We start from the raw sequence: 20,438 nt of genomic DNA on the forward strand, positions 1-20,438 counted from the left end.
TGACCGCCGATCACCAGCACCACGTTGGGGTCGCGCCACACGTGGTCGGCGATCCGGTCGGAGGTGAGGACGGTGACGTCCTCGTCCGGGGTGCCCGGACGTTCTCGGGCGCCGTCAGACGCTCTCCCGCCGGTGCGCCCCCGCCCGGGCGGCCGCCTCGGCGGCGGCCGCGGCGCGGTCGGCGGCGGCCTCGTCGAGCGGCTCGGCGGTGGTGAGCATCCGGTAGTAGAGCGGCGCGGAGACGGCCCGGACCACCTCGAACGCGTCGGTGTCCGGCGGGAGTTCGCCGCGTTCGACGGCCTCGGCGACGCACGGCGCCCACTCCTCGACCCGGCGCAGGTAGAAGTGCCGCAGCGCCTCGGCGGCGTCAGGGTCGCAGGTGGCGGCGACGATCACCGCACGGAACAGCGCTCCCTGCCGGGGGTCGGCCAGCGTGCGCTGGACCAGCCGGGCGTTGGCCCGCAGGTCCTCGGCGAGGGAGCCGCTGCGGGTGCGCGGCAGTGACTGCTCGGCCATGTCCGCGAGCAGGTCGGCGACCAGCGCGCTGGTGGTGCCCCAGCGCCGGTAGACGGTGGTCCGGCCGACCTCGGCCCGCTGGGCGACGTCGCCGAGGTCGAGCCCGCTGAAGCCGCGCTCGACCAGGGCGTCCTCGGCGGCCCGCAGGACGGCGGTGCGGACCCGGGCGGTGCGGCCGCCGGGGCGCCGCGTCCCGGGCGTGGGGGTCTCCGGCGCGTCCGGAGTGTCCGGTGCGTCCGGTGCGTCCGGTGCGGAGGGCTCGGCAGTCATTAACGGGATTCCTGTTCCATTAGGTCGATGGGCCCTGCTAAGGTCGAACCATCCTAACGGAATGGGAGTCCCGTTAAGGGCTCCGAGGGGAGAACTGCCATGGAAAGCAGCACGGCAACCAGCACGGCAACCGCCATGGAATACCGCCGACTCGGCTCGTCCGGCCTCAAGGTCCCCGCGCTCAGCCTCGGCACCGGCACCTTCGGCGGCCGTGGACCGCTGTTCGGCGCCTGGGGCACCACCGACGTCCAGGAGGCCCGCCGCCTGCTCGACATCGCCATCGACGCCGGAGTCACCCTCTTCGACACCGCCGACGTCTACTCCGACGGCGCCTCCGAAGAGGTCCTCGGCCAGGCCATCCGCGGCCGCCGCGACCAGGTGCTCGTCTCCACCAAGGCCGGCCTGCCGACCGGCGACGGCCCGCAGGACGCCGGCACCTCCCGGGCCCGCCTCACCAAGGCCGTGGACGACGCGCTGCGCCGCCTCGGCACCGACTACCTCGACCTCTTCCAACTGCACGCCTACGACGCCGGCACCCCGATCGAGGAGGTACTGGCCACCCTCGACGACCTCGTCCGGGCCGGCAAGCTCCGCTACACCGGCGTCTCCAACTTCTCCGGCTGGCAGCTGATGAAGTCCCTCGCCGTCGCCGAGCGCTACGGCCGCCCCCGCTACGCCGCCCACCAGGTTTACTACTCGCTGGTCGGCCGCGACTACGAGTGGGAGCTGATGCCGCTCGCCCAGGAGGAGGGCGTCGGCGCCCTGGTGTGGAGCCCGCTCGGCTGGGGCCGCCTCACCGGCCGGATCCGGCGCGGCCGGCCGCTCCCGGCCGACAGCCGGCTGCACGACACTGCCGACTACGGCCCGCCGGTCGAGGACGAACTGCTGTATCGGGTGGTCGACGCGCTCGACGGGATCGCCGCCGAGACCGGTCGCACCGTCCCGCAGATCGCCATCAACTGGCTGCTGCGCCGCCCGACCGTCTCCTCGGTCATCATCGGCGCCCGCAACGAGGAGCAGCTGCGGCAGAACCTCGGCGCGGTCGGCTGGTCGCTGACCGACGAGCAGGTCGCCCGGCTCGACGCGGCCAGCGCCCGCACCGCGCCGTACCCGTACTTCCCCTACCGCCGGCAGGAGGCCTTCGCCCGCCTCAACCCGCCGCTCGTGGGCTGAACCGGGTAATCCGCTTGCCGTGCCGCCCGGCCTGCGGCAAGGTCCGCACCATGTCCGAACTGCACGAACCCGAACTGCACGAACCCGAACTGCGCCGGCTCGGCTCCGACGACTGGGCGCTCTGGCGCGAGCTGCGCCTGGCCGCGCTGACCGAGGCGCCGTACGCCTTCGGCTCCACCCTGGCGGACTGGCAGGGCGCCGGCGACCACGAGGCCCGCTGGCGCTCCCGCCTGGAGATCCCCGACGCCCTCGACCTGGTCGCGGTGCTGGACGGCCGCCCGGTCGCGATGGCCAGCGGAGTCCCGGCCGACGAGGGCGGGGCGGTCGCCGAGCTGATCTCCCTGTGGGTCGGCCCGGCGGCGCGCGGCCGGGGCGTGGGGGACCGGCTGATCGGCGCGATCGCCCGCTGGGCCGCCGAGCAGGGGTTCACCACCCTCAAGCTGGCGGTGAACCCCGACAATGACGCGGCCATCGCCCTCTACCACCGCAACGGGTTCGCCGAGACCGACGAGCCCGGCGACCTGATGGCCGACGGCGTGCGGCGCGAACTGATCCTGGCGAGGAAGCCCTAGGTCCTGGCGGCGGGCCTAGGTTCGCGCCGCGTCCTTCGAACGGGCGTGGGCCGGAAGGCCGTTGGCGAGGTCCTCGACCATCAGGCGCCAGGCGATGGCGGTCGCCGCGGTGCGCAGCTGGGGGCTGCGCGGGCGGCCGGCGTCGGCGTCCAGCCGGGCGTTGAGCCAGTCCGACCAGGCCTGGGCGAGGACGCGAACCTCCTGGGAGCCGGTCTCGGTGGGGGAGAGCCGGTCGCCGTCGCGGGTGAGGTAGCCCTCGGCGGCCATCCGGTCGAAGACCGGCTCCAGGACCTCGGGCGGCACCCGCTTGCGGGCGGCGATGAGGTCCAGGGAGGCCTGGCCGACGGCCTTGGTGTGGCCGGCGACCTCCATCAGCGCCCAGGCCCCGGCCAGGTCGACCCGGGTGTCGGCGTCGTCGACGATCGAGCGGACGGTGTCGAGGTCCACGCCGCGCACGAGCTTGCCGACGGCGTACTCCAGGTGCGGGTCGGAGTCGCTGGTGGTCGGCTGGGCGAAGCCCTCGCCCATGTCGGTGGAGCCGGCCCTGGCGGTGTCCCGCAGCTGCACCTGCTTGAGGAAGAGCGCGACCACGAACCCGACCAGGGCGACCGGCACCGTCCACAGGAACACGGTGTGCAGGGCGTCGGAGTAGGCCTGGACGATCGGGGCCGCCTGCGCGGCGGGCAGCCGGTGCAGGCCCTGCGGGCTCTCGGCGGCCCGGGTGAGCAGCGCCGGGTCCGCGCCGGTGAGGCGGGCCGAGGAGGCCACGCCCCGGGCGAGTTCGGTCTTGAGGCTGTTGGCGTAGATGGTGCCGAACACGGCGGTGCCGAAGGAGCTGCCGATGGTGCGGAAGAAGGTCACCCCGGAGGTGGCGGTGCCGAGGTCCGCGTAGTCGACGGTGTTCTGCACGGCGATGGTGAGCACCTGCATGCTCAGCCCGATGCCGACGCCGAGCACGAACATGTAGAGGGAGGCGAGCGTGGTGCCCGTGCCGGGTTCGAGCCGGGAGAGCAGGTAGAGGCCGACGGCCATCACCAGGGTGCCGACGATCGGGAACACCCGGTACCTGCCGGTCTTGCTGACGGCGTTGCCGCTGGCGATCGAGGCGAGCAGCAGCCCAATCACCATCGGCAGCGTCCGCACGCCGGAGACGGTCGCCGAGTCGCCGTCGACGTACTGCAGGAAGGTCGGCAGGAAGGTCAGCGCGCCGAGCATCGCGAAGCCGACGATGAAGCTGAGCACCGAGCAGACCGCGAACACCGGGTTCCGGAACAGCCGCATCGGCAGCATCGGTTCGACGGCCCTGCTCTCCACCCAGCAGAACAGCCCGAGGGCGACGGCGCCGCCGGCGAACAGGGCGATGATCACCCCGGAGCCCCAGGCGTACTCGTTGCCGCCCCAACTGGTCGCCAGGATCAGTGCGCTGGCGCCGATCGCGACCAGTGCGATCCCCAGGTAGTCGATCACCGGGCGCACCGCCGAGCGCACCGAGGGGATGGTCCGGGCGGCCGCGATCACCACCAGGATCGCGATCGGCACGTTGACGTAGAACGCCCAGCGCCAGGACAGGTGGTCGGTGAACAGCCCGCCCAGCAGCGGCCCGATCACCGTCGCCACGCCGAACACCGCGCCGATCGCGCCCTGGTACTTGCCGCGCTCGCGCAGCGGGATGACGTCCGCGATCAGCGCCATGGCCGTCACCATCAGGCCGCCCGCGCCGATGCCCTGGAGCGCCCGCCAGGCGATCAGCAGCGTCATGTTGGTCGCCAGGCCGCAGAAGAACGAGCCGGTGATGAAGACGACCGCCGAGATCTGGAAGAGCAGCTTGCGCCCGTACAGGTCACCGAACTTGCCGGCCAGCACGGTGGCCACCGTCTCGGCCAGCAGGTAGGCCGTCACCACCCACGACATGTGCGCGGCCCCGCCGAGGTCCGCGACGATGGTGGGCAGCGCGGTGCCGACGATGGTCTGGTCGAGCGCGGCCAGCAGCATGCCGAGCACGATGGTGCCGAAGACGACGTTGCGCTGCCGGGCGTCCAGCACCGGCGGGGCGGTCGGCGGGGTTTCGGTGGCGGCGTTCATGTCCTCAGCCTCCGGGGCACCGGGGGAGGCCGCGATCGGGTTCGGCCGTCCGGGTGAGCGGCGGCGCGGGCGGCGCAGCCCGGCTGGCGGCTCCGGGGCCGCGCCGTCCACGATGGCCGTTCGGAGGGGGGCCGCGCACGGCGGGCGGGCAGCCGGACCGGGAAGCCGGACGACGGCCGGCCGCCGGACGCGAAGCCAGACGACCGCCGGACGCCCGGAAGGTGCTCCCATGACGGCCCAACCCCCGTGCAGCACCCCGGAACAGCAGCCCGGCGCCTCCGCCGCGGGCCGGCGGGCCGAGGTACGGCGCTGGCGGGCGCTGACGGTCTGCCTGGTCGCCGGGTTCATGACGCTGCTGGACGTCAGCATCGTCAACGTCGCCCTGCCGACCGTGCGGGCCGGGCTGCACATGTCCGACAGCGGCCTGCAGTGGGTGCTCAGCGGCTACGCGCTCGCCTTCGGCCTGGTGCTGGTCCCGTCCGGGAGGCTCGGCGACGCCCGCAGCCGCCGGGCCGTCTTCCTCACCGGGCTCGCCCTGTTCACCGCGGCCAGCGCGCTGGCCGGGGCGGCGCAGAACCAGGAGTGGCTGGTGCTGGCCCGGCTGTTCCAGGGCGCGGCCGGCGGGGTGCTGGTGCCGCAGGTCTCCGGCTTCATCCAGGTCCTGTTCCAGGGGGCCGAACGCGGCCGGGCCTTCGGCGCGCTCGGCGCCACCATCGGTCTGTCCACCGCCGTCGGCCCGCTGCTGGGCGGCCTGCTGATCCACCTGTTCGGCCCGCAGAACGGCTGGCGCTGGGTGTTCCTGGTCAACCTGCCGATCGGCGTGGCCGCCCTGCCCATCGCCTACCGGCTGCTCCCGCCGCCCCCGCCGGCGGCCTCGCGGGCCGGGCACCGGGACTTCGACCCGGTCGGGGTGCTGCTGCTCGGTGCCGGGACGGTCGCGCTGCTGCTGCCGTTCGTCCAGGCGCAGCAGTGGCACGGCTCGACGCGCTGGCTGCTGCTGCCGCTGGCGGCGGTGCTGCTGGGGGCCTTCGTGGGCTGGGAGCGGTACTACGCGCGGGGCCGGGAGCCGCTGGTGAGCATGGCGCTGTTCGCGGTGCGCCCGTACGCGGCGGGAGTGGCGCTGTCGCTGGTGTACTTCGCCGGGTTCACCGCGATCTTCTTCATCTTCACGCTCTACCTCCAAGCGGGCCTGCACTACTCGGCGCTGACGGCGGGCCTGGCGGTCACGCCGTTCGCGGTGGGCTCGGGCGTGTCCGCGGCGATCGGCGGACGGCTGGTGCACCGGCTCGGCCGCCGGCTGGTGCTGCTCGGCCTGGTGCTGGTGCTGGTCGGCCTGCTGGCCTCGGCCCTGGCGGTGCAGCTGTGGTCGGGGTCGGCGATTGGCTGGGCGACGGTGGCGCCGCTGCTGGTCGCCGGGGTGGGCAGCGGGCTGGTGATCGCCCCGAACCAGACCCTGACCCTCCAGCGGGTGCCGATCGCCCGGGCGGGCAGTGCCGGCGGCGTCCTGCAGACCGCCCAGCGGGTCGGCTCGGCGGTCGGCATCGCCATCGTCGGCTCGGTCTTCTTCGCCCACGCCCAGGGCCCGCACCCGGACTGGGCGCTGGCCTTCCAGCTGGGCGTGACGGTCGCGGCGGGCCTGGTCCTGGCGGCGCTGCTGGTGGCGCTGGCGGATGTGGCGGCGGGCCGCCGCGACGGGTGAGCACCGCTCCCGGCGCCGCCGCCGGACGGCGGGTCAGTGGTCGCGGCGCTGGACGACGGCCACGGCGACCACCACCGAGGCGAGCGCCCAGAGCGCGAACGTGGCCCAGGATCCGGCGACGGTGGCCGGGTGCGCCGAGGGCAGCGAGTGGGTCAGGTCGACCTGGGCCAGCCGGCGCCAGGCCTGGAGCGGCATGGCGTGCAGGAGGTCGGCCGACCAGCGGTAGCGCTCGTTGAAGAACGCCGGCAGGAAGAACAGCACCAGGACGGTGCCCACCACGGCTCCGGCGGTGTGCCGGATCAGCGCGCCGAGGGCGAATCCGGCGAGGGCGCAGACCGGGGCGAACAGGGCGGCGGCCGCGACGAAGCGCAGCGCGGCGGGGTCGGTGACGGAGACGCCGATGTGCGTGTCGGCGAGGACCGCCTGGCAGGCGCCGAAGGAGACGCCCGCGGTGACGGCGCCGTAGCCGAGCATGACCGCGGTCAGTACGCAGGCCTTGGCGGCGATCACGGCCCGGCGGTCCGGGACGGCCACCAGCGTGGTGCGGATCAGCCCGCTCGCGTACTCGCCGACCAGGACGAGCGCGCCGACGCTGCCCGCGACGATCATCACGACGTCGGCGGCGATCATGGTGAAGGAGTCGCCGAGCGCGACCTGCAGCATGGTCGCCGGATCGCCGTCGCCGACGGTGTAGTGGTCGTAGGTGTACCGGGCCGCCTTGAGGTTGGCGGCGATGACGAACAGGGCGCTCAGGCCCAGCACCCAGACGGTCGAACGCAGGGACCAGAACTTGATCCACTCGGCGGCGAGCAGGTCGCCGAAGCGGGCGCGCGGCCGGGGGAGGGGCCGGGGGCGGGACTGGGGGGCGGTGGTCGCGGTGCTCATCGGGGCTCTCCGGCCTGGTAGTCGACGCTGTCGGCGGTCAGTTCCATGAACGCCTCCTCCAGGGAGGCGGCACGGGTGGTCAGGGTGTGCAGCAACAGGCGCTGCTCCAGGGCGAGTTCGCCGATCCGGGTGGCGTCCAGGCCGGTCACGGCGAGCGCGCCGTCCGGGCCGGGGCGGACGGTGGCGCCCGCGGCGGTCAACACGGCCGCCAGCCGGTCGGGTTCGGCCGCCCGGACGGTGACGCCGGTGCGGTCGGCCCGGGCGGAGAACTCCGCCAGGCTCTCGTCCGCGATCAGCCGGCCCCGGCCGATCACCACCAGCCGGTCGGCGGTGTGCTCCATCTCGGCCATCATGTGGCTGGAGACGAAGACCGTCCGTCCCTCCTCGGCGAGGCGGCGGAACAGGCCGCGCACCCACAGCACGCCCTCCGGGTCGAGGCCGTTGAGCGGCTCGTCGAACAGCAGCACCGGCGGGTCGCCGAGCAGCGCGCCGGCGATGCCGAGCCGCTGCTTCATGCCCAGCGAGTAGCCGCCGATCCGGCGCCCGGCGGCCTTGGTGAGCCCGACTTCGTGCAGCACCTCCTCGACCCGCGCGGCCGGGATCGCGTTGGCGCGGGCCAGCGCCCGCAGGTGGGCCGCGCCGGTGCGCCCGCCGTGGACGTCGCCCGCGTCGAGCAGGGCGCCGACGTCGCGCAGGCCGCGCGTCCGCGCCCGGAACGGGCGGCCGTCGACGGTGGCGGTGCCGCCGGTCGGGTCGTTGAGGCCGAGGATCAGCCGCAGGGTGGTGGACTTGCCCGCGCCGTTCGGGCCCAGGAAGCCGGTCACATGGCCGGGCCGGACGGTGAAGGTGAGGCGTTCGACGGCGGTGGTGCGGCCGTAGCGCTTGGTCAGCTCGGTGACTTCGATCATGGGCTCCACGGTGCCGGGCGGGGCCGGGCCGCCGCATCGGACCGGCGCTGACACCGCGGGCCCCGGCTGTCACCCCCGGTCGTACAACCACGGTCCGATGACGGCGATTCAGGCCGCCGATACGATCTTCGTATGCTTGCGACGCCCTCTCCGCCCCTGTTCCGGCGCATTCCGCCCGAGGTCTGGGTCGGGCTCGCCTGGTGCGTGGCCGCCGCCTACCCCGCCGTCCTGCTCGGCGGCAACGCCCGGTACCACGGCGGGGCCGCCGCCCACGGCGGACTGGCCTTCACCCTGGCCACCACGGTGGTGGCCTTCGCCGGCGCCGCGCTGGTGCGCCGCCTTCCGGTGCTCGCGGTCGCCCTGCTGTTCGTCGCCGCCTTCACGGAGACCGACGGCTGGGCCGCCGACACCCAGGTGCCGCCGGCCTCCCTGCTGGCCGTGGACGTCGCGCTCTGCCTGATCACCGCCACCCGGCCGCGCCGCAGCTCGCGGACCGCGTTCGCGCTGGTGATGAGCCTGCTCGTGCTGCACATCGGCCTGGTGCACGGCAACACCGTCGGCATCTTCACCGGCACCCACATCGGCTCCGCCGACGGCGCCGCGCTGCTCGCCCTGGTCGCCTGGCTGGTCGGCCGCTCGATGCGGCAGAACCGCGAGCACGCCCGGGCGTTGAGCACCCGGGCGGCCACCGAGGCCGTCACCGCCGAACGGCTGCGGATCGCCCGCGAGATGCACGACACCGTCGCCCACACCATCGGCATCGTCGCGCTCCAGGCCGGCGCCGCCCGCCGGGTCATCGACACCCGCCCGGAACGGGCCAAGCAGGCGCTCGGCGAGATCGAGAACGCCGGCCGGGACACCCTGGCCGGGCTGCGCCGGATGCTCGTCGTGCTGCGCCAGGCCGACGGCGAGACGTCGGCGACCACCCCTCAAGGTCTGGCGAACCTCGACCGGCTGGCCGCCGCGACCACCGCCGCCGGCGTCCGGGTCGAGGTCCGGCGGCGGGGCGAACAGGGCCCGCTGCCACCGGAGATCGACCTCTCGGCGTTCCGCGTCATCCAGGAGTCCGTCACCAACGTGGTGCGGCACGCGGACACCCGCTCCTGCGAGGTCCTGGTCGACCGCCGCACAGCGGGTGAGGTGGCCGTGGAGATCACCGACCGGGGCCGCGGCACGGGCACCGGCACCGACCGGGACCGGGGCACCGGCACCGGTCGGGGCGGGGGCTTCGGCCTGGCCGGGCTGCGCGAACGGGTCGGCCTGCTGGACGGCGAGTTCGAGGCCGGGCCGCGCCCCGAGGGCGGCTTCCGGGTCGCCGTCCGACTGCCGATCCCCGGGGAGGTGACCGCATGACACGCGTCCTGCTGGTCGACGACCAGCCGCTGGTCCGGGCCGCGCTGGAGATGGTCATCACCGAGACCGCCGACGTCGAGGTGGTCGGCGAGGCCGGCACCGGTGCCGAGGCCGTCCGGCTGGCCGGTGAACTGCGGCCCGACGTCGTCGTGATGGACCTGCGGATGCCCGGTATGGACGGCATCGAGGCCACCCGCCTGATCACCGGCGGCGGTGGGCCGACCAGGGTCGTCGTGCTCACCACCTTCGACGACGACGACCACGTGTACGCGGCGCTGCGCGCCGGGGCGTCCGGCTTCCTGGTCAAGGACATGGCGCTGGACGACATCCTCGCCGCCGTCCGGGTGGTGGCCGCCGGGGACGCCCTGATCGCACCGAGCGTCACCCGCCGGCTGATCTCCTCCTTCGCGGACCAGCGGCCGGCCCCGGGCCCGGCGGCGGCTTCGGGCCCGGCCGCCGCGTCACCGACCGCCGCGTCACCGACCGGTGCGCCGGTGCAGGCCCCCGCGCCGACACCGGCCGCCCGGCGGCTGGGCGCGATCACCGGCCGGGAGCGGGAGATCCTCACCCTGGTCGGCCGGGGCCTGTCCAACACCGAGATCGCCGCCGAACTGGTCCTCAGCATCGCGACCGTGAAGACCTACATGACCCGGCTGCTCGCCAAGCTCGACGCCCGCGACCGGGTCCACCTCGTCATCCTGGCCTACGAGGCGGGCCTGGTCGCCGTCCCCGGCTGACGTCGGCAGGCTCAGCGCTTGATCGCCACGCCCGCGTACATCGCGATGTCCTGGTCGCGGATCGGCGCGGCCCCGGCGTCCGGGCGCCAGTGGTGGACCAGGGTGACGCCGGGGTCGAGGAGGTCGTAGCCGTCGAAGAAGGCCGCGGTCTCCTTCTGGTCGCGGATCTGCAGCGGGATGCCGCGCGCGTTGTACTCCCGGCCGACGCCGCCCACGCCCACCGGGTCGGTGTCCCCGGTGAACACGGTCAGGGCGAGGAAGCTGCCCGGTGCCAGGGCGTCCATGAAGCGGCGCACGATGCCCTGCGGGTCGTCCTCGTCGAGCACGAAGTGGACGATGGCGATCAGCGACAGCGCCACCGGCTGGGAGAAGTCGAGGACCTCGCGCAGCCGGGGGTTCTGGATGATCGACTCCGGGTCGCGGAAGTCGGCGTCCACGTAACAGGTGCGGCCCTGCGACGTGCTGGACATCAGGGCCCGCGCGTGGGTGAGCACGATCGGGTCGTTGTCGACGTAGGCGACCCGCGCGTCCGGGGCGATCGACTGGGCGATCTCGTGGACGTTGGGCGAGGTGGGGATGCCGGTGCCGATGTCCAGGAACTGCCGGACGCCGTACTCCTCGGTGAGGTGGCGGACGGCGCGCTGCATGAAGTCGCGGGTGGTGCGCATGGAGATCGGCAGCGACGGCCAGGCCTGCACCGAGGCGTGCGCGGCGACGCGGTCCGCCTCGAAGTTGGTCTTGCCGCCGATGAGGTAGTCGTAGACCCGCGCCGAGTGCGGTACGTCCATCCGCAGATCCACCGACGGGTACTCCTCCTGCGGACCGCGCCCTGCCCGGACCTCGTTCGACATGCTCGTCCTCCCGTTGCTGGGGTTCCGTCACCGGCCGCCCTGGTGGCGGGCCTTGGTGCGCATGGTAACGGTGTTTCGGGACGACAAGATGACTATCTCTTGGGGTTAAGGTCCCCTTGAGGACGCATCCTAGGGCTGGGCCGCCGGGCTGCCGGTGGCCGGGGAGCCGCTCTGCCCCGGGAGGAGCGGATGGTGTCCGTACGACCGACCGGCGGCGGCGAGTTCGAGCGCGGCGCCGGTCCAGGCGGCACCGAAGGCCCAGGTCGAGAACCACTCGCACAGGTACAGCGGGCGGACGGCCCAGTCCGTGCCGACGCCGGCCACCCCGGCGACGACGGCGAGCAGCAGGAGCACCAGGATCAGCACCCCGGCCGCCAGGTAGGCCCGGCTGACCCAGGACGGCTGGGTGGAGCGCGGGTTGCGGAAGGAGTAGACGCAGAACATCGCCAGCACGAAGAGCAGCAGTCCGGCGAAGGCGTAGTGCAGCAGGCCGACCGCGCTCTGGAACGCGGTGGCGCCCTGCGGCGCGGTCGGGCACAGGGCGACCCCGAGCGCGAACACGCCGGCGGCGGTGCTCCAGCGGTCGTCCCGGCGGTCGAAGCGGTAGCAGATCAGGAACACCCCGAGCGCGCACAGGCCGCCCACGAAGAGGTTCCGGGTGCTGGTGTAGTACGAGCCGCTCATCGAGGCCGGCCAGAATCCCGCCGTGCTCTGGCCCCTGAGCTCGGCGAACAGCCAGTTCCCCAGGGGTAGTGCGAGCGGCAGCAGGATGCCGATCAGTCCGACGCCGAGTCGTAGGAAGGTGATGGTCCGTTCGTCCTGGTTGGTGCCTCCCCGGGCGTCGACCGCGTCGCGCTCCGGGTCTTCCGCCGTCCGCCGTTCGTGGGTCACGGACGCCTCCTTGCCCTCTGCACTTATGAGCAGCTGTCAGCTGGTGTACCCACGGTGCGGCCCCTGTCCACACCACCGGAACGGGCGGTTTGAAGACGGGCCCCAGCGGCGTGACGGGGGTCAGCCGGTGGGACTGGCGGACCTGGCGATGAGGGAGTTGAGCAGGGCCGCGCCGCGCTCGGCGTCGTCGACGCTCACGGCGAACTCGCGCCCGCGCCGGGTGCGGACCACCAGGCAGACGCCGCGGCGCAGCATCACGGTGGTGCCGAGGCCGTTGACGCGGTAGCCCCAGCCACCGGCCTGGGCGGGGGTGCGCAGCTCGGCGCGGGCCGAGTCGAGGTCGGCGGGGGACCAGCGCCGGCTGGGCCAGCCGAACGGGCCGAAGCCGACGGACAGGCCCTGCGCGGTCACCCGGGCCTTGACCGAGGCCGAGCACAGGACGATGGGGGAGGTGGTGACGAACGGCACGACCGTCGCCCAGCTGAACCCCATCAGCCCGCTGGCCGGGGCCAGCACGCCGACCAGCGCGCCCAGGGCGAGGACGGAGGCGCCCAGTTGCAGCCACGGGTTGGCGGCCTGGGAGAGCCAGACCAGCTGCTCGCCCGGCGCGGTCGCCGGCGCCGGGATCCGGGCCGCCGGGCTCGCCCCGGTCGGGGAGTCGATGCGCGGGCGGACGGCCAGCCAGGTCAGCAGGCCGGCCAGGCCCGCCGCCACGACCAGGACGACCACCTCGAAGCCCATCGGCGCGGCCTCCTGCCAGCGCGTGCGGTCCAGGTTGGCGTGCACGATGGAGGTCTGTGCCCCCGTCAGGAGCACCCCGACGGCCGCCAGTGCCGCCCCGGTGGCGCCGCCCGCCGTCCCGGCCCGGAACCGGCGGGCGGCCGCGGCGGCCAGCACCAGCACCAGCCAGACCCCCGCCGGGAACAGCGCGGACGCCGTCAACGACATGGAGCCGTCCGGGTCCTGTCCGCTCCAGTGGGTGGCGAGCGGGTCCGGCAGCCGGTGGCGCGCGGCCCACGGCAGCGCGATCAGCAGGGCCAGGACGCCCGCCGACCAGGCCACCGCGCCCCAGAGCGCGCCGCGCCCCGCCCCGGGCTCCCGGCGCTCCTTCGCTATGAGCTTCCCGTCCGTCACGACATCCCCCTGATCATGTCCACGAGATCGTTCCTGCTGTAGCCGGCCCGGGCGGCATCGGCAACCAACTGCCTTACCCGATCGGCGAGTTCGGAGCGCGCGTCGGCGCCTTCGGCGACCGTGACGCCACGGCCCCGGCGGAACTCCAGCACGCCCTCGTCGCGCAGCGTGCGCAGCCCGCGCAGGACGGTGTTGGTGTTCACGCCCAGTGCCCGGGAGAGCTCTCGGGCCGGTGGCAGCCTGTCGCCGGGGGCGCACTCGCCCTCGGCGACGGCCCGCCTGATCGCGCCCGCCACCTGCTCGTGCAGGGGACGGGCGTCACCGGTGTCCAGCTTCAGCAACATGGTGCTAATGACGATAGCACCATCCGGATCTTGCGGCGGTCCCCTCGTGCCCCCCGGCACCCGCCGGAGCGCCCGTCCCCTCGCGCACCCCGGCGTCCCGGCGGAGCATGGACACCGAGGAGGTGGCGGCACGGCGGTGAGCGGACGACTGCGGGTGTTCCTGGGGGCTGCGCCGGGGGTCGGCAAGACGTGCGCCATGCTCGCCGAGGGCCGGCGGCTGCGCGACGACGAAGCCCTCGACGTCGTCGTCGGACTGGTCGAGACCTACGGCCGCCGGGGCACCGAGCACCAGCTCGGGGACCTGCCCGTGCTGCCCCGCCGCACCGTCGGCCACCGCGGTACCACCCTCACCGAACTCGACGTCGACGCCCTGCTCGCCCGCCGCCCGCAGCTCGCGCTCGTCGACGAACTCGCCCACACCAACGCCCCCGGCGGCCGCCACCCCAAACGCTGGCAGGACGTCCGGGAACTCCTCGACGCCGGCGTCGACGTGGCCACCACCGTCAACATCCAGCACCTGGAGAGCCTCAACGACGTCGTCGAGCAGATCACCGGCGTCGCCCAGCGCGAGCGGATCCCCGACGAGGTGGTCCGCGCCGCCGACCGGATCGAACTCGTCGACCTCAGCCCGCAGGCCCTGCGCACCCGGATGGCCCAGGGCGCGATCTACCCGCCCGACCGGATCGACGTCGCCCTGGACCACTACTTCCGGGCCGGCAACCTCGGCGCCCTGCGCGAACTCGCCCTGCTCTGGCTGGCCGACCGGGTCGAGGAGGAACTCGCCGACTACCGCGCCCGGCACGGCATCCGGGCGCCCTGGGAGACCAAGGAACGCATCGTCGTCGCCCTCAACGGGGCCCCGCAGGGAGAGCACCTGATCCGCCGCGGCGCCCGCACCGCCACCCGGGTGCACGGCGACCTGATCGGCGTGCACGTCCGGCCCGACGACGGCGCCACCGTCCACGAACCGCCCGCCCTCGCCGGCCAGCGCGCACTGCTGCACGAACTCCACGGCGGCTACATCGAGGTCGACGGCAACGACGCCGCCCGCGCCCTGGTGGACTTCGCCCACGCCGAGAGCGCCACCCAGATCCTGCTCGGCCCGACCAGCCGCAGCCGCCTGCGCGAACTGGTCTCCGGCTCGGTGATCAACCGCGTCATCCGGATGGCCGGCCCGATCGACGTCCGGGTCGTCCCCCCGCCCCAACCCGGCCTGCTGGCCGTCCCGCCCGCACCCCGGCGCCGCCGCCCGGCCGCCGTCCCGCCGCGCCGCCGGCGCCTGGCCTGGCTGGCCGGCCCGGCCGCAACGGCCGCCCTGGCCTGGGCGCTCTCCCCGCTGCGCGACTCGCTCGCCCTCCCCGGCGCCCTGCTCTGCCTGCTGCTGGCCGTCGCCGCCACCGCCCGGCTCGGCGGCCTGCCGCCCGCCGCCGCCAGCACCGCCGCCGGGGCGCTCGCCGCCGACTACTTCTTCACCGCGCCCTGGCACAGCCTCGCCGTCACCCGGGGCGCCGACCTCGCCGCGCTGCTGCTCTTCCTCGCCGTCGCCGGGATCATCGCCCACCTCATCGACGGCCTCACCCGCCGCTCCCAGCAGGCCGACCGGGCCCGCGCCGAAGCGGCGGTGCTGGCCCGGCTGGCCGGGGCGGCGGTCGAATCCGGCGCCCGCGCAGTGCCCGACCTGGTCGCCGACCTGCGCCAGGTGTTCGGCCTGGAGGGCGCCGTCGTCCTGGTCCGCACCGGCCAGCTGTGGCGCCCCGCCGCCGCGTCCGGCACCGCCCTCCCGCAGCGCCCCGAAGAGGCCTCGCTCGCCGTCGACCTCGGCCCGGACGCCGTCCTGGCCCTGCGCGGACCGGCGCTCACCGAGCAGGACACCCGACTGCTCGGCCCCTACGTCACGCAGCTGCGACTGGCCCGGGAACGCGAACGGCTGGCCGCCCAGGCCGCCGCCGCCGAGACCCTCGCCCACACCGACGCCCTGCACACCGCGCTGCTGGAGGCCGTCGGACAGGACCTGCGCGCCCCGCTCGCCGCGCTGCGTCGCGAGGCCGCCGACCTGCCGGGGCCGCCGGGGCGGCGGATCGCCGCCGAGGTGCGGCGGATGGAAGGCCTGGTCGCCGACCTGCTGGACCTCGACCGGCTGCGGGCCGGCGAGCAACCGGTGCTGCTGCGTCCGACCGCGCTGGCCCCGGTGCTCGCCGCCGCGCTGGCCGCCCTGCCCGCCGAGCAGAGCGGCGAGCAGCGCGACGTGCGCCTCGCCCTCCCGGACGGCCTGCCGCCCGTGCTCGCCGACGCCGGCCTGCTGGAACGCGCCCTCGCGGACGTCCTGGCGGGGGCCGCCGGGCCCGCCCTGGTGGACGCGGGCGCGGTGGGCGGGCGGATCCACCTCCGGGTGAGGGCCCCGGGCCCGGCCGCCGACGGCACCGGCCTCACCGTGGCGCGGGGCTTCGTCGAGGCGATGAACGGCGAACTCACCGTCGAGCCGTCCCCCGCCGGCGGCACCGCCTACACCCTCGACCTCGCCCGCGCCCCGGCCTGACGTTACGGCTGATCGCCCGTGATCCGGTATCCGGGGTACCGCGTCGCCTCCCGGTTCCTGTCTCCTGCCTCCCGGCTCCCGTCCGCCGAACGGGTGAAACCAGGTGCCGGCGGGAGGCAGGCGTATGGAGCGCGTTGGGAAGGCGGCCCGGCGCGTCAGGAAGGCGTCAAGGACGGGCGGCGGCCGGCCGGCGCGGCGGTTGGGTGGAGGACGACACACCAGGTGACGCGCCAGGTGAGACACCGGGCGACACGCCGGGTACCGGAACGACGACGCGAGGACGGACCATGCACGGCAACGGGCGGCACCAGGGCAGCGGCACCGGCAGGGTGGTGGTCGGGGTCAGCGGATCGCTCGGCAGCCTCGCGGCCCTGCACCGCGGCGTGGCGGAAGCCCGCGGCCGTGGCGCCGAACTCGTCCCGGTACTCGCCTGGGAGCCGCCCGGCGGTGAGTTCGGGTATCGCCGGTCGCCGTGCCCGCCGCTGCTCGCGGCGGTGCGGGAGGCGGCCGAACAGCGGCTGCGGGACGCCCTCGACGCGGCGTTCGGCGGCGCCGACCCCGGCGTGCCGCTGCGCCCGCTGGTGATCAGGGGCGAGACCGGGCCCGCCCTCGTCCAGGCCGCCGACCGGACGGACGACCTGCTGGTCCTCGGCCGGAGCGGCGGCCTGCTGCGCCGTCGGCTGCGGCGCTCGGTCACGGCGCACTGCGCGCGCGAGGCGGGCTGCCCGGTGCTGACCGTCCCGGTGCCCGAGCTGCTGCACGAGCTGGAGGCCATGACCCGGCGCGCCCGGTGGCACCTGCCGGTCGGCCCGGCGCCCGAACTCGTCGCCGCGAAGGGGTAGGGCGTGCGGATGTACGCGGCCCGGCCGGGCGGGCGGCGCTACCACCCGGTCCTGGAGCGGCTCTCCGCCCCGACCTCGGGCACGGTGGCGCTGCTCGCCGGCGGCGTCCTGGCGATGGGCCTCGGCGGGCTCGGCGAACTGCACTCCGGCGGGCTCGCCCACGTCGCCTACCTCGGCCTGTGCGCGATGCTCGGCGCCTTCTCCCGGCCCCGGGCGGCGCCGCTGATCGGACTGGCGGCCTGGCTGTGCTGCAACGCTTTCGCCGAGCACCGGCACGGTGAACTGGGCTGGGCCGGGACCTGGCCGGAGGGCTCGCACTTCGCGATGTTCACCGCCACCGCCCTGCTGGTGGCCCTGCCCACCACCCTGCCGCGCCGGACGGTCCGGGTGGCGCGGCTGCGCCTCGACCAACTCGGGTGAAACCCCACAGACGGTCCCTCACCGGCCTTCGGGTCGGCGGGCGGACCACGCCGAGACCAGGGCTCCGGCCGGTACTCCGGAGCCCTCGGCAACCGGTGGAAAACAGGTAGGAGGCGCGCGGCGCCGTGGCGGCGGAGCGGTCGCCGTTCGGACAGCGGGCCCGCCGAGCCAGGCGGGCACCGCCGCGACCGCACCACGGCCCGCGCCGCGCGTCGTCCGTCCAGCCCAGCAGCCCGGCAGCCCAGCGGCCCAGCGGCCCGGAAGTCCTGCCCCCGGGCCGCCCGCCGAGGGCGGCGTTACGCTGAGACGACCAGATCCGTCCTCGCGGCCCCCGCTGCGCACCCAAGGGGGTGGGGCCAGTGCCGGCGTCCCCGACCAGCCCCCCGACCGGCGGTCCCCGTGACCGTCCGACGGGTTCCGGGGCGGGCGAGAAGGGCCTGAAGAGCGGCGCCCTGGGCCTGCTGTCCTCGGTGTGCATCGGCCTCGCCTCCACCGCCCCCGCCTACAGCCTCGCCGCGACCCTCGGCATCGTCGTGGTCGGGGTCGGCCTCCAGGCACCCGTCGTCACCGTCCTGGCGTTCATCCCGATGCTGCTGATCGCCTACGCCTACAAGGAGTTCAACGCCGCCGACCCGGACTGCGGCACCACCTTCACCTGGGCCGCCCGGGCGTTCGGCCCGCGCACCGGCTGGATGGGCGGCTGGGGCATCGTCGTCGCCGACGTCATCGTGATGGCCAACCTGGCGCAGATCGCCGGGGTGTACGGCTTCCGGCTGGTCGGCCTGGACTCGCTCGCGGACAGCCGGGTGTGGACGGCCACCGCCGGGGTGGTCTGGATCGTCCTGATGACCGCGATCTGTTACGTCGGCATCGAGCTGTCCGCGACCCTGCAACGCCGGCTGCTGGCCGTCGAGGTGGTGATGCTGGTCGCCTTCTCGGTCACCGCGCTCGTCAAGGCGTACGGCTCCGCCGCGCCCCCGACCGCCATCCCCGTCGACGCGTCCTGGTTCAACCCGTTCAACGTGCCCTCGACCTCGGCGTTCACCGCCGGCATGCTGGCCGCGGTCTTCATCTACTGGGGCTGGGACACCGCCGTGTCCGTCAACGAGGAGACCGCCGACTCCGCGCGCACGCCCGGCCGCGCGGCCGTCATCTCCACCGTGCTGCTGCTCCTCATCTACGTCCTGGTCGCCACCTCGGCGCAGTCCTTCGCCGGGGTCGGCGCGGACGGCATCGGGCTCGGCAACCCGGCGCACTCGGGGGACGTGCTGTCCGGCCTCGGTGACGCGGTGTTCGGCACCACCGGGATCGGCGCGGTGCTCAGCCGGCTGCTGATCCTGATGGTGCTGACCTCGGCCGCCGCCTCCACCCAGACGACGATCCTGCCCACCGCCCGCACCACCTTCTCGATGGCCACCCACCGGGCCATCCCGACCGGCTTCGCCCGGGTGCACCCGCGCCACCGGACCCCGACCTGGTCGACGGTCGCCATGGGCCTGGCGTCGATCGCCTTCTACGTCCTGCTCACCGCGATCAGCGGCAACGTGCTGGCCGACTCGATCGCCTCGGTCGGCCTGGGCATCGCCTTCTACTACGGCCTGACCGGCTTCGCCTGCGTCTGGTACTACCGCCGGGTCCTCACCCGCAGCGTCCGGGACTTCGTCTTCAAGGGCGTGCTCCCGCTGGTCGGCGGCCTGATGCTGCTGTACTTCTTCGCCTACGGCGCCTTCGACGTCTACGCCGATCCGGACTACGGCGCCACCTCGATCGACCTGCCGGGCGTCGGCCGGGTCGGCGGGGTGACGGTGATCGGGCTGGGCGCGCTGCTGCTCGGCGCGGTGCTGATGCTGGTGCAGCGGGTGGTGCAGGGGTCCTGGTTCCGCCACCCGGACGTCCCGGTGAGCGCCGCCGACCCGGCCTCCGCGCCCTGAGTTGCCGGTGCCCCGAACCGGCTGGTTCTGACGTTTCCTTGACGCGCAGTCACGTGTAAAGGACTAGCAAAGCAGGCATATAGTTTGGGCAAAGCATCGTGGTGGGAGGGGCCGGATGGAGACGACGCTGGAACCGGACTGGCGCACGCTCGGCGTCCTGGGCGCGGCCCGGGGCGCGCGCGGCGGGGGCGACGGCCGCCTCGGGACGGAACACCTGCTGGCCGCCGTCGCCGGGGCGAAGGGCCCGGCCGGCGAGGCCCTGACGGCCGCCGGGGCGACCGCGACCGCTCTGCTCGCCGTCCTGCGCGACCGCCAGGGCGGGGCCGACGCGACACGCTGGGACTCGGACGACGGGGCCGGTGCGAGCGTGCCGGCCCGCGACGCGCTCGGCCCGACCGGGGAGCGCGGCGTGCTGCTCAGCGGCGCCGCCGCCCGCGCCCTGACCGGTGCCATGGAGCGGGCCCGACAGGACGGCGAGCGGAAGTTCAGCGCCGAACACCTGTTGCGCGCCCTGCTCGCCGATCCGCACGCCCGGGCCGCCGAACTGCTGCGCGCGGCGGGCGTCGCGCCGGGAGCGGTGCTGGAGCGACTGGCGGCGCCCGCCGGCCCCGACGCGCCGGACGGTCCCGGTGCCCCGGGCGCCCCCGACGACCGCGACGACCTCGACCCGCTGCTGCGCCCCACCCGGGACGCGCTGCTCGGCCGCACGCCGTACCGGCTGCCGCGCTGGAAGCGGCTGCTGGTACCCGGCTTCGCCAAGGTGAACATCGCGGCCGCGCCGATGGCCTGGGTCCGGCTGGAGGCCGACGGGCAGGCGCAGCGCCTCGGCCGCCGTGCGCCCGGCACCGAACACGTGCTGCTGGCCGTTCTCGCCGTGCACGAAGTCGCCTGCCGGCACCCGCAGTTGGCCGGCGAGGGCGGCGTCGACCCGGCCGAGCGGCACGCGGGCGGGGTGCGGCTGGCCCGGCTCGGCCTGGACTACGCCCGGGCCCACGCCGCGCTCACCGCCGGGCGGGTGCCGCTCGCGGCCGACCCGCGGGCGGTCGAGGCCTACCTGTCCGGCGCGGCGGACAGGCAGGGAACCGGGCCGTTGGTGGAGACGCTGCTCTCGGAGGAGACCCGGGCCCGGCGGCTGGTCGAGGCCCTGCGCGGCGACCGGCCCGATCACCCCTGATTGCTGTAACTGAACGGCGTTGGGACTAGGGCGTGTTTCATAATTCGCGTCGGATCAGCGCGCGGCGTTGGGCGCCCGGCTGGGCGTGCCGGCGAAGCGTCCTCGTACTGGGCCGTACTT

The 20,438-nt window shown here is 74.8% G+C and carries 18 protein-coding genes; 10 read left to right on the forward strand and 8 right to left on the reverse strand.

The annotated features are described in order from the left end of the window. Positions 1-114: 114 nt before the first annotated feature. Positions 115-786, reverse strand: coding sequence for a TetR/AcrR family transcriptional regulator (locus AB0O82_RS36785; protein ID WP_363589099.1), 672 nt, complete (start codon positions 784-786; stop codon positions 115-117). 135 nt (positions 787-921) lie between these two features. Between AB0O82_RS36785 and AB0O82_RS36790 the strand changes: the two genes are divergently transcribed. Then, a complete protein-coding gene (locus AB0O82_RS36790) occupies positions 922-1,959 on the forward strand; it encodes an aldo/keto reductase (protein WP_363589133.1) in 1,038 nt (345 codons plus the stop codon). Positions 1,960-2,009: 50 nt separating this feature from the next. Then, positions 2,010-2,531, forward strand: a complete 522-nt coding sequence (locus tag AB0O82_RS36795; protein WP_363589101.1) for a GNAT family N-acetyltransferase — start codon at positions 2,010-2,012, stop codon at positions 2,529-2,531. Positions 2,532-2,546: 15 nt separating this feature from the next. Here AB0O82_RS36795 and AB0O82_RS36800 read toward each other — a convergent pair whose 3' ends face one another. Next, a complete protein-coding gene (locus AB0O82_RS36800) occupies positions 2,547-4,613 on the reverse strand; it encodes an MDR family MFS transporter (RefSeq protein WP_363589103.1) in 2,067 nt (688 codons plus the stop codon). 229 nt (positions 4,614-4,842) lie between these two features. Here AB0O82_RS36800 and AB0O82_RS36805 point away from each other — a divergent pair, with 229 nt between their 5' ends. After that, positions 4,843-6,312, forward strand: a complete 1,470-nt coding sequence (locus AB0O82_RS36805; protein WP_363589105.1) for an MFS transporter — start codon at positions 4,843-4,845, stop codon at positions 6,310-6,312. Positions 6,313-6,345: 33 nt separating this feature from the next. Here AB0O82_RS36805 and AB0O82_RS36810 read toward each other — a convergent pair whose 3' ends face one another. After that, positions 6,346-7,197 (reverse strand): ABC transporter permease, encoded by an 852-nt coding sequence (locus AB0O82_RS36810; RefSeq protein ID WP_363589107.1) that lies wholly within the window; start codon positions 7,195-7,197, stop codon positions 6,346-6,348. Continuing rightward, positions 7,194-8,105 carry an ATP-binding cassette domain-containing protein gene (locus AB0O82_RS36815; protein ID WP_363589109.1) on the reverse strand — a complete coding sequence of 304 codons (912 nt, stop codon included), beginning with the start codon at positions 8,103-8,105 and terminating at the stop codon, positions 7,194-7,196. The genes AB0O82_RS36810 and AB0O82_RS36815 overlap by 4 nt, the downstream gene beginning before the upstream one ends. A gap of 132 nt (positions 8,106-8,237) precedes the next feature. On the opposite strand from AB0O82_RS36815, the gene AB0O82_RS36820 reads away from it, so the two are divergent. Both AB0O82_RS36820 and AB0O82_RS36825 read left to right on the forward strand, forming a co-directional pair. Further along, positions 8,238-9,458, forward strand: coding sequence for a histidine kinase (locus tag AB0O82_RS36820; RefSeq protein ID WP_363589111.1), 1,221 nt, complete (start codon positions 8,238-8,240; stop codon positions 9,456-9,458). Next, the gene (locus AB0O82_RS36825; RefSeq protein ID WP_363589113.1) at positions 9,455-10,195 is read left to right on the forward strand and encodes a response regulator transcription factor; all 741 of its coding nucleotides are present in this window, start codon (positions 9,455-9,457) and stop codon (positions 10,193-10,195) included. The genes AB0O82_RS36820 and AB0O82_RS36825 overlap by 4 nt, the downstream gene beginning before the upstream one ends. Before the next feature lie 11 nt (positions 10,196-10,206). On the opposite strand, the gene AB0O82_RS36830 is transcribed toward AB0O82_RS36825, so the two are convergent. The 4 genes from AB0O82_RS36830 to AB0O82_RS36845 all read right to left on the reverse strand — a co-directional run bounded on the left by AB0O82_RS36830 (position 10,207) and on the right by AB0O82_RS36845 (position 13,415). After that, complete coding sequence (locus AB0O82_RS36830; protein ID WP_363589115.1) at positions 10,207-11,046, reverse strand: SAM-dependent methyltransferase; 840 nt, start codon at positions 11,044-11,046, stop codon at positions 10,207-10,209. Positions 11,047-11,175: 129 nt separating this feature from the next. Continuing rightward, positions 11,176-11,937, reverse strand: coding sequence for a hypothetical protein (locus tag AB0O82_RS36835; RefSeq protein WP_363589117.1), 762 nt, complete (start codon positions 11,935-11,937; stop codon positions 11,176-11,178). 120 nt (positions 11,938-12,057) lie between these two features. Beyond that, positions 12,058-13,071, reverse strand: coding sequence for a DUF1648 domain-containing protein (locus tag AB0O82_RS36840; RefSeq protein ID WP_363589119.1), 1,014 nt, complete (start codon positions 13,069-13,071; stop codon positions 12,058-12,060). Then, on the reverse strand, positions 13,068-13,415 hold the full coding sequence (locus AB0O82_RS36845; RefSeq protein WP_363589121.1) for a GntR family transcriptional regulator: 348 nt from the start codon (positions 13,413-13,415) through the stop codon (positions 13,068-13,070). The genes AB0O82_RS36840 and AB0O82_RS36845 overlap by 4 nt, the downstream gene beginning before the upstream one ends. A gap of 136 nt (positions 13,416-13,551) precedes the next feature. Between AB0O82_RS36845 and AB0O82_RS36850 the strand changes: the two genes are divergently transcribed. From AB0O82_RS36850 to AB0O82_RS36870, 5 genes are all read left to right on the forward strand, one after another. Beyond that, positions 13,552-15,951: a DUF4118 domain-containing protein gene (locus AB0O82_RS36850; RefSeq protein ID WP_363589123.1), complete on the forward strand. Its 2,400-nt coding sequence runs from the start codon at positions 13,552-13,554 to the stop codon at positions 15,949-15,951. Positions 15,952-16,238: 287 nt separating this feature from the next. Then, on the forward strand, positions 16,239-16,793 hold the full coding sequence (locus AB0O82_RS36855; protein WP_363589125.1) for a universal stress protein: 555 nt from the start codon (positions 16,239-16,241) through the stop codon (positions 16,791-16,793). 3 nt (positions 16,794-16,796) lie between these two features. After that, a complete protein-coding gene (locus AB0O82_RS36860; RefSeq protein WP_363589127.1) occupies positions 16,797-17,213 on the forward strand; it encodes a hypothetical protein in 417 nt (138 codons plus the stop codon). A 359-nt stretch (positions 17,214-17,572) separates the two neighbouring features. Beyond that, positions 17,573-19,144 carry an APC family permease gene (locus AB0O82_RS36865; RefSeq protein ID WP_363589129.1) on the forward strand — a complete coding sequence of 524 codons (1,572 nt, stop codon included), beginning with the start codon at positions 17,573-17,575 and terminating at the stop codon, positions 19,142-19,144. 115 nt (positions 19,145-19,259) lie between these two features. Then, positions 19,260-20,318 carry a Clp protease N-terminal domain-containing protein gene (locus AB0O82_RS36870; protein ID WP_363589131.1) on the forward strand — a complete coding sequence of 353 codons (1,059 nt, stop codon included), beginning with the start codon at positions 19,260-19,262 and terminating at the stop codon, positions 20,316-20,318. Positions 20,319-20,438 lie beyond the last annotated feature (120 nt).

This window comes from Kitasatospora sp. NPDC088264 (assembly GCF_040685715.1).
Taxonomy (GTDB): domain Bacteria; phylum Actinomycetota; class Actinomycetes; order Streptomycetales; family Streptomycetaceae; genus Kitasatospora.

Excerpts from the sequence above, each read along its gene's own strand:
- AB0O82_RS36845 (WP_363589121.1), bottom strand. The coding sequence starts at position 13,415 with ATGTTGCTGAAGCTGGACACCGGTGACGCCCGTCCCCTGCACGAGCAG.
- AB0O82_RS36830 (WP_363589115.1), bottom strand. The coding sequence starts at position 11,046 with ATGTCGAACGAGGTCCGGGCAGGGCGCGGTCCGCAGGAGGAGTACCCG.
- AB0O82_RS36790 (WP_363589133.1), top strand. The coding sequence starts at position 922 with ATGGAATACCGCCGACTCGGCTCGTCCGGCCTCAAGGTCCCCGCGCTC.
- AB0O82_RS36870 (WP_363589131.1), top strand. The coding sequence starts at position 19,260 with ATGGAGACGACGCTGGAACCGGACTGGCGCACGCTCGGCGTCCTGGGC.
- AB0O82_RS36855 (WP_363589125.1), top strand. The coding sequence starts at position 16,239 with ATGCACGGCAACGGGCGGCACCAGGGCAGCGGCACCGGCAGGGTGGTG.
- AB0O82_RS36820 (WP_363589111.1), top strand. The coding sequence starts at position 8,238 with ATGCTTGCGACGCCCTCTCCGCCCCTGTTCCGGCGCATTCCGCCCGAG.
- AB0O82_RS36795 (WP_363589101.1), top strand. The coding sequence starts at position 2,010 with ATGTCCGAACTGCACGAACCCGAACTGCACGAACCCGAACTGCGCCGG.
- AB0O82_RS36785 (WP_363589099.1), bottom strand. The coding sequence starts at position 786 with ATGACTGCCGAGCCCTCCGCACCGGACGCACCGGACGCACCGGACACT.
- AB0O82_RS36810 (WP_363589107.1), bottom strand. The coding sequence starts at position 7,197 with ATGAGCACCGCGACCACCGCCCCCCAGTCCCGCCCCCGGCCCCTCCCC.
- AB0O82_RS36825 (WP_363589113.1), top strand. The coding sequence starts at position 9,455 with ATGACACGCGTCCTGCTGGTCGACGACCAGCCGCTGGTCCGGGCCGCG.
- AB0O82_RS36800 (WP_363589103.1), bottom strand. The coding sequence starts at position 4,613 with ATGAACGCCGCCACCGAAACCCCGCCGACCGCCCCGCCGGTGCTGGAC.
- AB0O82_RS36815 (WP_363589109.1), bottom strand. The coding sequence starts at position 8,105 with ATGATCGAAGTCACCGAGCTGACCAAGCGCTACGGCCGCACCACCGCC.
- AB0O82_RS36805 (WP_363589105.1), top strand. The coding sequence starts at position 4,843 with ATGACGGCCCAACCCCCGTGCAGCACCCCGGAACAGCAGCCCGGCGCC.